The sequence below is a fragment of the Pseudoalteromonas shioyasakiensis genome (genome assembly GCF_019134595.1).
Classification (GTDB): domain Bacteria; phylum Pseudomonadota; class Gammaproteobacteria; order Enterobacterales; family Alteromonadaceae; genus Pseudoalteromonas; species Pseudoalteromonas shioyasakiensis_A.
Genome location: NZ_CP077770.1, coordinates 1,081,913 through 1,096,683, shown reverse-complemented (window position 1 = coordinate 1,096,683; position 14,771 = coordinate 1,081,913). Strand labels below are relative to the sequence as shown.

The window sequence follows — 14,771 nt, the reverse complement described above, 5'->3', positions numbered from 1 at the left end:
ACTGGCTTTTCGCTCTATTTATAAGTTAGACATTGGCTTGGTAAGCAGGGATAGCTATCGCCGCTACAATACCCAATAAAAATATGCCACCAATGATCAACACGCCCCAAAATGACCATTGTTTTTGTACTCGTTGAAAATGCTCAACGCTATCCCAACGTTTATTTTGCCATGCCATTTCTCGGCCTTTAAAACCCAGATAAATCGACACAATAAAACCAACATAAGGCACTAAGGCCAATAAGCCAATCCAAGTGCTGTTGCCAATTGCCCAAATCCAACTTAGCAAGAAAGCGCCCCAACTAAAGCCTTTAATGCCCTCGGGTAAATCGTCTACCTTCCCCTGCCCTGAGTTATTTTCAGATGCCATCTGAAGGCTTGCTTCAGGTGGTGTGTAATTATCTGCCATGAGTTTTTCCTCATTATTAATTAAACAGAAACCCTAACTTATAGTACTGGGTGTATTTTAAGCAAGCTAAAGATGTGTACCTAAAGCAGATAATTGTTAGCTGATGTGTTTTGTAACATTTATCTCGTTTCCTTTTCATTTTAAATCACCTAGTCTGGGCACATAACTGCAAGGAGAGAACAATGAAAGACTTACAAAAGTTAGTGGGTAATTTAAATAAATCAGGCGCGCTGAGTGGTTTTTTAGGAGGCGTTGCTGGCGGCGGACTAACCAGCTTAATGGGCGGAAAAACTAAAAAGAGCAGTAAAAAAGCCGTAAAATATGGTGCGCTTGCTGCTGTCGGTGGCCTTGCTTGGAAAGCCTATAAACAATACTCAGATCAAAAAGCGGCTCCAGTGCAGCAAACTAGTTCTCGTGGTTTTGATTTTACCCCCGCCACGCTGCCCGAGCAGTCATTTAATGATGTCATCGACGATAATCACAGTGATGGGCAATTATTACTCATGCGCGCTATGATTGCAGCCGCCTATGCTGATGGCCACATTGATGAAACGGAAAGACAAAAAATCTTCGCACAAGTAGAAACAATGCAATTGTCTGTGCAAGAAAAGGCCATGCTGTTCGATGAGCTAAGAAAACCAATGCAGCTATCAGAGTTAGTTGCCGCTGTGCCTAACGCACAAATGGGCATTGAAGTATATGCAGCCAGTGCCAGCGCAATTGATTTAAACCAAGCAATCTCTAAACACTACTTAGACACGCTCGCTAACCAATTATGCATTCCTAATGAACTGGTAATGAGCATTCACAGAGAGCTTGCCGACTACCAATAAAAATGGGGCGTCTTCGCCCCATTTTTATTGGTAAACAGTGATGATTAATGCGGCTTTTTAGTGCCGTAACGTACCATATCTTTACCGTTTTCATACACTTCACTTGTCACGTAACGGCCAAGTAAAAGTTGATGTTTATCATCAAGTACCGCAATAAATGGTCGACCATCACTATTGTTGGTTGCAAGAGCAACACCGGTTACATTCTCAAGCCCTAAACCGCCAGTTTCAACTAGGCGTAAAAATGTTTCTAATTCGTCTAATGTTTCAATTACATCGTTATCGTTAATCATCTCAAATACTCAGTGATTGCTAATGGGCGTAGCATAGCAGGATTAAAAACAGGGTGCGAATAACAGCCCCTAATGTAGCTTACTTTTGGACTAAAAATTGACACAACGCTATTCAATTGATGATACTTTCGCTATCCATAGAGGCAGTGAAGTTTAATGAGTAACCATTTAACGCTCGAATTAATGACCCCAAAGGGCAATCTTGCCGATAGTATACAAGCTATTTGGTATGCCACAGCACACTCTCAAGGAGAGCAATGGCTTGCTTGCGATGGTGCCACTGGGCTTGTGTTTCCTGTTGTTGGTGAAGTTTTAATTGATGACAAGCCGCTTGCTGCCCCTTATGCAGTGCAAGAAACATCGACTCAAGCATCTAAAGTCACATTTTCACACGATGCACAATTTTGCGGTATTCGCTTTAACCCTACGGTATTGTCTGAACTAAAGCGTAATGCTCACCCACTCCTTGCAGAGCCGTCCCTATGTGAAATTGCCGAAGATCTTAAAGATAATGCCAGCCTAGGTACGTTTGTTACGCTTATTAGCCGCCACTTTACTGATAATAAAAACATTAACCACAGTAACAGACACTCAAAGCACCTAATCCGCAATCTTATTGAGTTAACGCCACTCGAAACTGCTTACCAACTTGCCCCACTCAGTCAACGCCAGCTCGAAAGGCAAGTTAAAGAGCAATGCGGTGTCACCCCTAAGTATTTTGAGCGTATCTACCGGGTAAAACTTGCTAAACAAGCAATTAAAGATAACCCCGAAATGAGCTTTGCAGATATTGCACATGAGTGTGGCTTTACCGATCAGCCTCATTTAATCAAAGAATTCAAAGCAATAATGCATATCACGCCAGCAAAATACCGCAAGTTATTAAAAGACTCTCAGACTAAACAAACACAGCTCATTTTGCGCTAATCGTCTTCAAAACGCAGAATATCACCAGGCTGGCAACCTAAGTGCTTACAAATCGCATCTAAGGTCGTAAAGCGTACAGCTTTAGCTCGCCCTGCTCTAAGAACTGATAAGTTTTGTGGCGTAATACCTATCGCTTCAGCTAATTCTGCAGACTTCATTTTTCGCTTAGCTAACACTACATCTAAATCAATAATAATCGCCATTAAATCACTAACTCTTGCTCTTTTTGTAGCTGCTGTGCTTGACCCATGATCCAACCAATAACATAAATAATTAATCCCATCACTAAGCCTATAATATCAGTATCTTGAATAGCCACGACCCTTCCCATATCAGTTCCTGTTGCTATATTAAGAAGAGTGATAAGTAGTGACGGGTAACACACAACTAGTACAAATTGCGCCAATAATACGCCACCTAACCATTTAAAACATTTTATATTTTCAATAGCGAAGAAGGATCCACGTCGATAAAGCAAAAATAACCGAATCAAAATTATGTTGATAAGAATAAACGGTAGCAATTGCACAAGACCAAGCCATAAGACACTATCAAAACCATGCTCACTCAATGTTTGCGCTACTCCTTGCCAAGAGCCGCTGACTTCAAGACCAATCCACATATGCGCACCGTTACTTTGTGTAAAACTTAAAACATCACTGTCACTAAAAAGCACAATAATGCTTGTTACTAACAAGCTAATAAGCGTAAAAATTAGCAAGCTTAGGATCAGCGTACTCATCCAAACAATTTTTTTCATGACGATTTACCCAATATTATTTGTTTTAGAAGTTGATCATAATGAGTTGCTAACTGTTTACCTGTTAACGCATTAGAATGGTGCTTTCCTTTTGCAATGTAAATCTGCTTTTGCTGAGATTTTGCATGTTGATATAGTGATTTGGCTAACTCAGGTGGAGTTTGAGTGTCTTTTTCACCGGTGATTATTAATAGCGGTGCTTGATAAACTTGTAACGCTTTTAAATTATCGACTTGTTTAATCTCTTTACTAAACTCAACACTAACAAACGGTTTAGCAAACCACGGAATTCGTGCTGCTGTCATCTGTTCAACATTTGTCACACTCCCCTCGAGTACCAGAGCATCAACGTTGCGCTGACTGGCAAGATAACCTGCGATCATACTTCCTAAAGAATGACCATGGATCACCACAGGCAAAGTATTTAGGTCTGATCTGCCTTTCACATAATCAAATACCTGTAATGCATCAGCTTGCAGATTAGCTACGCTAGGTACTCCAGAACTAAGCCCATAACCACGATGATCCATCATTAAAATATTAACTTGAAAAGGTAAAAGTAGCTTGGCAGGCTCCCCACCTGCGGCACTAACGCGAAACTGGTTACCACCAAAGTAAATTACCGTAGCGCGAGCATCTGCAACTTTAATAAGGGTACCCTTAAGTCTAGTGCCCTCATCGGTGGTTAAAGTTACCTCCTGCGTTTTGGCGGTGGCATTAATACTTTGTATTTCCTGCATCGTTATTTTTTTATCTGGATATAAAAAGTGAGATTCCTCAACTTTCATTGTCGTACAACCAGTTAATAACAGCACAATCAGTGAAACCACTGCAATAGAACCAAATTTCATTTTAACGATCCTTCTAGTAAAAAAACTACTATGGCACTAGGCAAGTTAAAAAACAAACTAAAATTATCGAAAAACGATAATTAATTATTTAATATCGAACATCCCAAGCCCTTCCTTTGAGAAATAACTTTGATCAAAAGCGCTATCTCCGTTAATTCATTATTTTTCAAATTCTGTGTTGAGCGATTTTATTTGCGCTCGGCATTTATCCATAGGATAGTTAACCCAAGCCTACTAAACGTGCTGTAACTAAATAGGATAATCATGAAAAAAGTTTTACTTGCCACCAGCTTAATTGCCTCGTCATTTACTGCATTTGCAGCCAATTTAACCGTTGAAGAACTGCGTATTGAAAAAGCCAGCAAAGCCATACCAAAGGTGTTGAGTGCTTTTTCTGATGAAGTGAACCAATTTGAAAAACAGTGGCAAGCTGCCACAAGTTATAAGCAAGCCAGTGACCTTATTGATGATTACGCCAAACAATTATGGCGCGATGCTAAAGCACGTATAATCAAAACTAACAGCTTCGACGACCGAGAGCTGTATTGGGCACGTTTACTTTCAAGCAAGATTATTCGTACCAGTAAACCCCAGTTTGCAATGACCGACAGCGAACAAACCGCGTTATTAACAATGCTTGAAAATGGCAGTCGTGGCCGCACCGACCTTGATTACAGTAAAAAAACCGACAAACGCATTTTAATTACAGGTTTTGATCCATTCTTATTAGATAGAAATATTAATCAAAGTAACCCATCCGGTGTTGCGGCATTATTACTTGATGGCCAAGTGATTAATTACAATGGCATTAGCGCCGAGATCAATACGGTAATGGTGCCAGTACGCTACGAAGACTTTGACCAAGGTATTATCGAATCATTACTTGCGCCATATTACGCACTTAACAATGTTGATATGATTGCCACTATTAGTATGGGCGGTAAAGACTTTGATCTTGAACGCTTTCCGGGTAAACGCCGCAGTGTAACGGCGCCAGATAACGCCAACATTGTGTATGGCGGCACAGCCACTGCTCCGAAAATTTCGAGCCTTAACGACCGCCCACTTCCGGGCAATGAATTTGTAACTTTCAGCTTACCAGTTAAGCAGATGCAACAAGCCAAAGGGCCTTTCCCAATTAACGACAATCATAAAGTCATCACGCTTGAAAAGGCATTTGAGCCAAAATCACTTAAAGAATTAGAAGGTGCGATTGCGGTAAAAGGCGGTGGCGGCGGCTACTTATCAAATGAAATTTCGTATCGTAGTATTCGCCTGCGTGATGAGCTTAATTCAGACATCCCAACGGGGCATATTCACACTCCACGTATTCAACAATTTGAGCCAGAAACAGAAGCTAAAATTGTTAAGCAAATTAAAGCAATGCTTGAGCAAAGCTTAGTTGCAATTTAAAGCGTGAAGCTCAGCTATTAAGCAATAGCTGAGCTTTTCCTATAACACAGCAATTTCGGCCTTGCTTTTTCGCTTTATAAAGCGCGTCATCCGCTATTTTGAACAAGCTATCTGAATCAAACGCCTCATTAGCAACTTTACTAGCAACACCTATCGATAAAGTAACATAGCTTAAGTCTGTGCGACCTTGATGAGTAATGTGAGCAGATGCAACGGCGTTTCGTAGCGTTTCAGCCACTTTGAGTGCCTCCTGTTTATCTGTATTGCTAAGCACAATTACAAATTCTTCGCCGCCATATCGAGCAACAAAGTGACTGTCTGGATTGGTATTATCTTTAAGGAGATTGGCGACTTCACAAAGCGCTTTGTCACCTTGATCATGTCCATAATAGTCATTGTAGAGTTTAAAATGATCGATATCGGCGACAATCATTGAGATAGGCTGCGAAGCTAAATCTGTATCGCTGGCAAGCATTGCAAAATGTTTATCCAATGCCCGACGATTGGCAAGCTCGGTCATTGAATCGGTATTGCTGATACGTTTTAACTTCTGGTGGCGCTCTAGTATTTCTGCACGTTGATTTTCTATCAGACTAAATAACTCATTCATACCACGTCCGAGCTGGTGCAATTCGTTATTGCCGAAGTACTCATCCCGAGCGCTAAAGTCGTTATTTCTGATTGCTGAATTTACCAATGTATAAAGCTTTCGGAGTGGCCTTAAAACCTGTTGATTTATATATAAATAAAACAAAATAAATACAGAACCAGAAATCAATAAACCGGTAATTAAAGAGCTATCAAACAAACTTCGGTCATAAGTACGTTCACGGGATGCAATAGAAAGCACAAATAGTAAGCTTCCTGCTTGATCATTGACTCCTAAGTAAAGCTGCTGATTATGCTGGCTCGCCTCCATTGCATTTCTCTTTTCACCAAACACTCTGGTTAAATGTTCTTTATATTTAGCCGCATCCTCTGTGCCATAAAAACTAATGTCTTTTGCTAACCCTGGTGTTAGATTTTCGATAAAGCCTTCATCAATAAAGCTCCAAAGCAGTAAAGTACCAACAAATTCGCCTGTGCCATCGGACTTAGTGACATTGTAAGCAACCGTCAAGGCTGGCGTTTTATCTATGGTAATAAACCGGACCTTATAAATTAACTCAGATTGGCTAGTGGTTATATCGTCAGATAAGATTATTAGGTTGTTTTTTATCAACAAATTGGGAGTTTCTAAAACCGTTGGTGAGTAAGGCTGATAATCACTATTAAAGCTGCCACCGCCAATAATATTTGCCTGCGTATCATATAAATACCAACCATTTACGTCTAACCGCTGTAGTGCATCAGCAATAACATAATCGCTATTAAACCATTGAGTATCACGTTGCTGTGCAGCTTCATGCATGGTATCCCAAGCTGAGCTGTCAAAAACCATTTTTGACAGCGCATCAATCTCTTGTTGAAGTTGTGACTCCACGCGCTGAATATCAATTTGATCGTTTTGTTTTGTCATCGCTTCAAAAGTTGGCAGTATCCAAAAGTGCCTGATGATTGTTTGCGCTAATAAGATAGCAAAGCACGCAGCAGTAAAAGCAAGTAATAAACGTTTTTTGAGCCTCGCACCGATCACCATAAAATACCAAACCCAACATAGTCAAAAATACAATTGTATTAAAAAGTATAACCTCGTTTAATCAGCTTGCTTGCTAGGCTTTAATTTTTCAGCAAATGTGAAACTCTAGCCATACTAAAGTTCAACAGTGAAAAATTGTAAAATTTCTCTTTACATCTAAACTTTTAGTATTGAATTTTGTTGGGCTACTGTATGAAAGGTATCGTCTTTACCGAGTTTTTAGAAATGGTCGAAAATGAGTTCTCTTATGAGATGGCAGACAAAATCATTGAAGAAAACTCACTTACTTCAAACGGCGCTTATACCAGTGTTGGAAACTACGATAATAAAGAGCTGCTAATGTTGGTCAGCTCATTGAGCAAACATATAAACAAACCCGTTGATGAGCTGGTTCATGCTTACGGTAAATATTTGTTAAAGCGCTTTTTTGTTTTGTTTCCGCATTTCTTTGAAAGTGTCGAAAGTACTTTTGAATTCCTTGATACCATTGACCAGCACGTACATATTGAGGTTAAAAAGCTCTATAACGATGCACAATTACCAAGCTTTGAAACTAAACGAATTAGCCAGAACGAAATGCAAATGTTTTATCGCTCAGGAAACCCGTTTGCTTGTTTAGCTGAGGGCTTGATTGAAGGTGCCTGTGAGCATTTCAATGAAGTTATTACCGTTAAAAGTGAGATTGACGATAACTACCAATCTGCCACTTTTACTCTAACAAAAGAAGCTTAATGTGGATGAAGAACTCTACAAACGTAGAATAGAACGAGAGCGCCAGGCTCGAAAACAAGCCGAAGCGCTTTTAGAACAGAAGTCCTTAGAGTTATATGAAGCCAATATGACGCTAAAACATGCCGCCGAAAATCTAGAAAAAGAAGTTATCCTTCGCACCCACGATTTGAATAAAGCAAAAGAGATGGCCGATGCCGCCAACCAAGCTAAATCAATGTTTTTAGCGAATATGAGTCATGAAATCCGCACCCCTATGAATGCAATTTTAGGCATGGCCCACCTCGCCCTTGATACTGAATTAACCGATAAACAATATGATTACGTTGAAAAAATTCAGCTTTCGGCCAAATCACTGCTTGGGATTATTAATGACATTCTCGATTTTTCTAAAATAGAAGCCAATAAGCTCGAACTTGAAAACAATGATTTTAACTTAAACGACTTTCTCGCTAACCTAGCTAATTTAGCCAGTAGCTTAATTGAGAAAAATAACATCGAAGTCATTTTTGAAGTTGACGATGACATACCCGAGTTTTTAATCGGTGACGCTCTTAGGCTTAATCAAGTTTTATTAAATTTATTGAGTAATGCCATTAAATTTTCGAACCAGCAAAATGTCACGCTAAAAATGACAAGAGAGTCAAAAACCGATACCACTATTTGTATTAATTTTCAGGTGATTGACCAAGGTATTGGCATGTCACAAGAGCAAGTTAATAGTGTGTTCAAGCCCTTTTCTCAAGCTGATGTTTCTACAACCCGTAAGTTTGGTGGTACGGGTCTTGGTCTTGTAATTAGTAAAAAAATTATCGAGCTTATGGGGGGGCATATTGAGGTTAAAAGCCAATTAAGCAAAGGAAGTTGCTTTAGTTTTGATGTGTCATTTGCACTATCGGCTATGCAAAGCTGCCACGACACAGATATTTTCAAACATAAACGTGCTCTTATTATTGAGCAAAGCGAGCAACCTGAAACTATTTTACATGACATGCTCAAAGTATTAGACATCGATGTGCAGACGATTAATTGCCTAGATGAAAAGCTATCTGAGGTCGATATTAGCCATAATTACGACTTCATTTTTTTAGACTGGCACGTACTAAACTGTGAGCAAAATAACATTTTAGAGAACCTCAAAAAGCAGCTTTCTATCGATATTAAAAAAACCATTATTCTCGCATCTTTTGAAAACCAAGAAGTTAAAGACACGCTAAGTACACTTGATAAAACCGTTGAAGAAATATTATTAAAGCCGATTATTAAAGGGAACTTACTGAAAACCCTCGAGCATGTGATGGGTATCGCTACGAAAAAAGAGAGCAGAGTCGACAACACTTGTTTTAAAAAACTTGCTGGTTCAAAAATATTGCTAGTTGAAGACAACCCGCTTAACCAACAAGTTGCATCGCAAATACTACGCTCAAATGGCTTTATTGTTGATATTGCCGAAGATGGCATTGCAGCGATTGAAGCTGTAGAAAAAGGCACTTTCGATTGTATTTTGATGGACTGCCAAATGCCAAGAATGGATGGTTATACCGCAGCGAATAAAATTAAACAACAATCAAAGTTTGCCCATATTCCAATTATCGCCATGACCGCCAACACCATGGAAGCCGACCTAACTAAAGCGAAAGAATCAGGAATGCAAGGCTATATAGCCAAGCCAATAGAAGTGCAAACCATGTTTGCGGTCATTGCTGAGCATTTAACGCAAAAGCCAATGTAACTTCTAGTCAGTAAGCTCTATGATATTTTGTTCAACTAATGAGTTGTTTTGCTTACGAAACTCGTTTGGGTTAACCCCAACAATGCTTTTAAAAACACGGTTAAAGGTAGCAAGCGAAGAAAAACCACTTTCCATTGCAATACTTAAAATGCTCCAATGACTTGCTTCGTCTTTAAGTAGCAGCCCTTGTGCATGCTTTACTCGGTACTGATTAATAAATAAATTAAAATTAGATGCTTTAAAATGATGGCGAATAGCGCGGCTAATCTTATACTCAGGTACTGCTAATGCTTGTGCAAAGTCAGAAATTTTCAAATTAGTTTGCAAATAAACCTGCTTATTGATCAGTGCTTCTATATCAGTAATAAGCTCAGTCTCTACCTCTTTATTTTCAGATTGTTCAGCCTGATGGGTAGCTTTCACTACCTTTTCAGAGTTCACCACTGCACTATCAACAGCTTCAGGCACTGTGTTGTGGGCACGTTTTTGCAAAAACATCACTAACTGCATTGCAAGTACAATCAACAACGCTGATGAGGTAATTATAAGCGGTTCAAATTGTTGAAACTCGCTTTCACTGAATAAAAACTTAGGCAGTATGCTGGCATTAAATACCGCTAAAAAGTAGCAGCTAGCAAAAATAGTTGCCTGCAACTTTTGCGTTTGCGTTTTCTCTTTATAGCCTCGTAATGCTTCCCAAAAAGAGAGCACCAAAATACTCGAAGATAGCAATACCGTTATTTCGGCCATACCTTGCTTTAAACGCCACATGAATTGGCTCTCAGGGAAAACTTGCACATCAATACTCACCAAATAATGCCAAGTTTGGTTAAACATAATTAAACCCGCAATAGCAACTGCCACGGCAATATGTACCGTAGAAATAGGCTTATGCTTACGAAACAAAGTGCGTGATATAAGCCAAGACATATTACAGGTTGCGCAGGTAAATAAGCCGATTAAATAACTGTAAACACCAATACTTGGCGCACTGATTTTTTGCACCCCAACCATGCAAAGCGAACCGCAAAATACAGCAAACAGATAATGAATAAGCTGCTTCTCTTTTTTCATACCATTTAGCAGCATGAGCCCCATACAAACAAAAACGAGTAAGTAATAAGGGGAAGTATTTTGCATAACTCTACATACCTTAAATTGGGAGTTTGATGAAATATTTACCAATCAGATAAGTTTACTTTTTCAAGATCAACATAGCAAAAAGAGTTTGTTAGTGAATATGTCAAACCCTGTGTGAATTCTCATAAATAAACACAATATTTCATTGATCAAATTTCGAATTTGAGAAGAAATCTTGCTCTAGCCCTTTATATTTGAGGTATTAGAAAAATGTAATGGATTTGATAATGTTGCACAAAAATAGCAAACTCACACCTTTTAAAGCGCTCGAATACAGTAAAAAACTTTGGTTTATTAGCCTGCTAATGGCGCAAACTTGCTTTGTGATTTACCTCATTCTTGGTTATGGAATGACAGGGTTAACTACAGGTCTATCAGGTTGGAACCGACTTAATAGCACTGCCTATGTTGCTAGTGATGCCACAGGGAATTTCATGTATGCAGTGCATGTATTATTTGCGGTAGTGATGATCCTTGGCGGAAGCTTACAACTCATTGAAAAACTGAGGGCAAAATACAGAGCATTCCATCGCTACAATGGCCGTGTATTTGTTGTTTTAGCTTGCTGTATTTCATTTGCTGGCATGTATTTAATGATAGTAAGGGGCACCGTTGGTAATACCTTGATGCATGCACTGACAATGTTTGGCGGTTTAGTTGTTATCGTATCAAGTATATTTGCAGTGAAAACAGCACGGGCTCGTAACTTCAATGCTCATCAAAGGTGGGCTATACGGTTATATCTTGCTGCTAATGGTGTGTTGTTTTTTAGATTACTGATATTTGCATGGTTTTTAGTATTTGGCACTTTAGGCGTTGATACCGCCACATTCACTGGGCCTGCCGTACTTGCTGTTAGCCTTTGCTCTTACTTAGTACCACTTTTAATAGCCGAACTTGTCCGCTATGCAGCTCGCACAAATATTACGTTTATCACTATTGGCACTGCCTGTTTGATGACGCTCATATCAATCGTGTTCTTAATCGGCTTATTTGGGGTGACTTTGGCAAACTGGTACCCCGCTGTTGTTGGCTAACTAACTCTCATACAAAAAAGCCACCTAAGTTGGTGGCTTTATAAACTAATTTTACGTCACTATAAAATTAATACAGTTCAAATAGCGGTCGACCATTTTCGTCGTACTTCACTTCCATAACACGAGCATGGCGGTTTGGATCGTAAAGCGGATCTTTTACAATCTCCTCAAGTGGGCGGGTGTCTGTTTTTGGCACTACACTTGGTTCACCTACAGCGTGCTCATAGTCACGAGCATGATAAATACACAGTGGCGTTTCCCCATCTTCAGCCACTGTAAAACAGTTATGACCTGGGCCAAAAATGTTCTTTTCAACACTTGTTTCAAGCACTGGCATGCGTGTTTTAGTCCATGAGTTACGATCAAGTAAATCGCTGTTTTCGTCTGCTTCCATATAACCCATGCAGTAACATGCACCTGTTGCGCTTGCAGAGAAAGCAATAAAGACTTTACCGTTATTTTTAAGCACTGCGGGGCCTTCGTTTACCCAAAAATCGACACGTTCCCAATCGTAATCTGGTGTCGTCAGCATAAACTGTGCAGTTTTTAGTTTAATAGGTGATTCCATCTCAGCTAAATACAGATTAGATGCCGCAAATTGGCCACCGGTTTTCTCTGCCCAGCAAAAGTAACGTTTACCGTTATTTTCAAAAATGGTGGCATCTAAAGAAAAATCAGTGAACGACTTTTCATCGCCCTCAGCCGCTTGCATCATGCCAAGCTCAACCCACTCATCATTTAGCGGATCTTGACCTTTACACTCAAGCACATACGGGCGTAATGCCCATATATCACTTTCTTCACTCGCTGCAAAATAGATATACCATTTGCCATCGAGGTAATGAATTTCAGGTGCCCAGATATGGCGGCTCATTGGGCCGCTGTCATGTTTAAACCAAATATCAAAGGTTTCAGCGTCTTTTAAGCCCTCTAATGTCGCAGACTTACGAAGTTCAATGCGATCATAAGTTGGTACAGAACCTGTAAAATAATAAAAACCATCGCTGTGCTTATGCACAAATGGATCGGCACGCTGCTCTACTAACGGACTATTTGTTTGTAATGTCATCTTGAAACCTGATCGTTAAATTTTAATTTGTATTATTTTATTACTTTTGAGTAAGAACACAAATATAACATCATTTTTAACAAACTGTGAAAAGAAATGTAAGGACCAAATATAAGATGCAAAATTTTCTATGGCGAGAGTTAAAGAGTAAATTTACAAGGAATGTGCTTAACATAGAACAGCAAGCTTGAGGCTTAAAAACTTAAACCTCAAACTTGCTTGAATAAAAAGGGGGATCCCCATCCACCCTTGATTTAGATATCGCTAGAGCGATTTGGCTTTATATATTTTCTTTTCTTTTTTCGAGAGCAGCACATCAACGGGCATTACATCGCCTGATACTTTCTTAACTGTTAAGGTATGTGCTCCCGCTGCTAAATCATGTTTTTCGAACACAATACTTTGCACTTGGCGATAGTTATTGCCATCGAAAATAGAGTATATGCCTTGTGATTTACCATCTAAGATAATCTCAACGTCACCATGATTAATGTCTTTTGAAGTGGCAAATACAATACTCGAACCACTAAAGTCATAACTAAACGATGCACCATTAACGGTTGTCATGTGTAAATCTTGTTGGTATTCGCCGGTATTTGTTTGCTCAGATCTCACCCAGTTGCCATTTTCACTATATTGAATTCGAGGATCATCATCGTTTACCAGCTCTAGACCCGAATAGGTAGTGTCAGTTGTTGTGCCAACCGTGTTTCCTACCGTTTGAATTTGCACTAAGCGGTCAACTAACCAACTGCCATTTGGATTAATAGCCACATCTAAAGTTGTGACGCCCCCAGCCCATGCAATGTCTTTTACTCGGTTTGCTACCTCATTATTATTGTATTTTAAGCTGCGTTTAACTTGTCCCCAGCCACCAAATAATGGATCTTCTTGCGAGGTATAAGTAAAACCATGCCACTGTACTTTTGTACCCAGTGCTGTGGTTACTTCACCTGATTTTGGAATAGGTGGCAGTTCGTTATGCTCACCTTGGGTGTAGTTACTTTGTGGGTCGTTTGGAATAAAGCTATATTCAAAGCCATCACTAATAGTGATCACGGCATTAGGGTTACCACTGCGCACTGATTTCGCAAGCTGATCAGCTACTGGGTAAGCATTATTTGCAGCAAGATCTTGCTGCGATTCATCTGCTTGATACCAACCATCAAACCACCAACCTGCAATATTATCCCCCCAGGTTTGGGCTCTTTCACTCACAAAGCCATTAATAAACCAGTCAGGATATGGCGCTTTCACTTTTTTGCCCGTCCATCTATCACCTAAGTGTGAAGGTAGATATGCAATTAGCTTGATGCCTTTTGCTTTAAGTGCCAGCGCCAAATCCAGAACAAGGTCGCGGGTTGGCGTGTAATCAGCCTGATTAGAATTAACTTGTGTGATACAACCCGGTGCAATCTGTTTGCTCGGACATGCCGGTGAGTGTAAATCATAAATATCACTTGTCGTTGATAAGTAACCACGGTTTTGGGTAATAGTAAAAATTACATAACGATAGCCAAGCTTAGCGGCTTTATCGGCATAATCGTTGACATCAAAACCATTTACGTAGTTATTCCACTCGTTATAATCTGTAATTTGGTACCAGGCATTATCCAAAGTACCACCAGCAAGATAATGATGGCTAATCCCCCACTTAGCATCTTGCATCCATTTAACTTCATTAGGTAACTGAGATGCAGCTGCACTAACACTGACAGCAGCTAAGGCGAAACTGGGTAAAACTTTGTAGAAATTTCTAATCATAACGACTAAACCATGCAATAACGGAAGTTAATAAAGAGCTTACGCAATTAACATTTAACCAACAATCAGATTACATTGAGTTCGACTAGATAGAGCTATAAGTTTTACAGATGAAAAATTTAATAACTTTAAATTTCAAAAACAAAACTACAAATATCAATCTGATTTTTTAAAG

15 protein-coding genes are annotated in these 14,771 nt (G+C 39.5%); 6 read left to right on the top strand and 9 right to left on the bottom strand.

Annotation, left to right across the window (positions count from 1 at the left end; translation table 11 throughout):
• Positions 1–25: 25 nt before the first annotated feature.
• The gene (locus KQP93_RS05135) at positions 26–409 is read right to left on the bottom strand and encodes a hypothetical protein (RefSeq protein ID WP_055021296.1); all 384 of its coding nucleotides are present in this window, start codon (positions 407–409) and stop codon (positions 26–28) included.
• A gap of 182 nt (positions 410–591) precedes the next feature.
• Between KQP93_RS05135 and KQP93_RS05130 the strand changes: the two genes are divergently transcribed.
• Positions 592–1,242: a tellurite resistance TerB family protein gene (locus tag KQP93_RS05130; RefSeq protein ID WP_217876174.1), complete on the top strand. Its 651-nt coding sequence runs from the start codon at positions 592–594 to the stop codon at positions 1,240–1,242.
• A gap of 44 nt (positions 1,243–1,286) precedes the next feature.
• On the opposite strand, the gene KQP93_RS05125 is transcribed toward KQP93_RS05130, so the two are convergent.
• Entirely contained in the window at positions 1,287–1,535 is a 249-nt protein-coding gene (locus KQP93_RS05125) for a hypothetical protein (protein ID WP_054560719.1), read from the bottom strand.
• Between the two features lie 156 nt (positions 1,536–1,691).
• Here KQP93_RS05125 and KQP93_RS05120 point away from each other — a divergent pair, with 156 nt between their 5' ends.
• On the top strand, positions 1,692–2,462 hold the full coding sequence (locus KQP93_RS05120) for an AraC family transcriptional regulator (RefSeq protein WP_217876172.1): 771 nt from the start codon (positions 1,692–1,694) through the stop codon (positions 2,460–2,462).
• Here the strand turns inward: KQP93_RS05120 and KQP93_RS05115 are convergent.
• Genes KQP93_RS05115 through KQP93_RS05105 form a run of 3 tightly spaced genes read right to left on the bottom strand, consistent with a single transcriptional unit; the run spans position 2,459 to position 4,073 of the window.
• Positions 2,459–2,665 (bottom strand): helix-turn-helix domain-containing protein, encoded by a 207-nt coding sequence (locus KQP93_RS05115; protein WP_054560721.1) that lies wholly within the window; start codon positions 2,663–2,665, stop codon positions 2,459–2,461. The genes KQP93_RS05120 and KQP93_RS05115 overlap by 4 nt on opposite strands.
• A complete protein-coding gene (locus KQP93_RS05110) occupies positions 2,665–3,222 on the bottom strand; it encodes a DUF2975 domain-containing protein (protein WP_217876170.1) in 558 nt (185 codons plus the stop codon). Before KQP93_RS05110 ends, KQP93_RS05115 begins: the two co-directional genes overlap by 1 nt.
• Positions 3,219–4,073: an alpha/beta hydrolase gene (locus KQP93_RS05105; RefSeq protein ID WP_217876169.1), complete on the bottom strand. Its 855-nt coding sequence runs from the start codon at positions 4,071–4,073 to the stop codon at positions 3,219–3,221. Before KQP93_RS05105 ends, KQP93_RS05110 begins: the two co-directional genes overlap by 4 nt.
• 264 nt (positions 4,074–4,337) lie before the next feature.
• Between KQP93_RS05105 and KQP93_RS05100 the strand changes: the two genes are divergently transcribed.
• Positions 4,338–5,486: a hypothetical protein gene (locus tag KQP93_RS05100; RefSeq protein ID WP_217876168.1), complete on the top strand. Its 1,149-nt coding sequence runs from the start codon at positions 4,338–4,340 to the stop codon at positions 5,484–5,486.
• Between the two features lie 10 nt (positions 5,487–5,496).
• Here KQP93_RS05100 and KQP93_RS05095 read toward each other — a convergent pair whose 3' ends face one another.
• Entirely contained in the window at positions 5,497–7,125 is a 1,629-nt protein-coding gene (locus KQP93_RS05095) for a sensor domain-containing diguanylate cyclase (RefSeq protein ID WP_217876167.1), read from the bottom strand.
• Between the two features lie 192 nt (positions 7,126–7,317).
• Between KQP93_RS05095 and KQP93_RS05090 the strand changes: the two genes are divergently transcribed.
• The gene (locus KQP93_RS05090; RefSeq protein ID WP_217876162.1) at positions 7,318–7,857 is read left to right on the top strand and encodes a heme NO-binding domain-containing protein; all 540 of its coding nucleotides are present in this window, start codon (positions 7,318–7,320) and stop codon (positions 7,855–7,857) included.
• Between the two features lies 1 nt (position 7,858).
• Positions 7,859–9,586 (top strand): response regulator, encoded by a 1,728-nt coding sequence (locus KQP93_RS05085; protein ID WP_217876160.1) that lies wholly within the window; start codon positions 7,859–7,861, stop codon positions 9,584–9,586.
• Between the two features lie 3 nt (positions 9,587–9,589).
• Here the strand turns inward: KQP93_RS05085 and KQP93_RS05080 are convergent, their stop codons facing one another.
• A complete protein-coding gene (locus tag KQP93_RS05080) occupies positions 9,590–10,726 on the bottom strand; it encodes a helix-turn-helix domain-containing protein (RefSeq protein ID WP_254907712.1) in 1,137 nt (378 codons plus the stop codon).
• Between the two features lie 227 nt (positions 10,727–10,953).
• On the opposite strand from KQP93_RS05080, the gene KQP93_RS05075 reads away from it, so the two are divergent.
• Complete coding sequence (locus KQP93_RS05075) at positions 10,954–11,763, top strand: DUF2306 domain-containing protein (protein WP_217876158.1); 810 nt, start codon at positions 10,954–10,956, stop codon at positions 11,761–11,763.
• 67 nt (positions 11,764–11,830) lie between these two features.
• Here KQP93_RS05075 and KQP93_RS05070 read toward each other — a convergent pair whose 3' ends face one another.
• Together KQP93_RS05070 and KQP93_RS05065 are read right to left on the bottom strand one after the other, a co-directional pair.
• The gene (locus KQP93_RS05070; protein ID WP_217876156.1) at positions 11,831–12,832 is read right to left on the bottom strand and encodes a family 43 glycosylhydrolase; all 1,002 of its coding nucleotides are present in this window, start codon (positions 12,830–12,832) and stop codon (positions 11,831–11,833) included.
• 264 nt (positions 12,833–13,096) lie between these two features.
• On the bottom strand, positions 13,097–14,596 hold the full coding sequence (locus tag KQP93_RS05065) for a hypothetical protein (protein ID WP_217876154.1): 1,500 nt from the start codon (positions 14,594–14,596) through the stop codon (positions 13,097–13,099).
• Positions 14,597–14,771 lie beyond the last annotated feature (175 nt).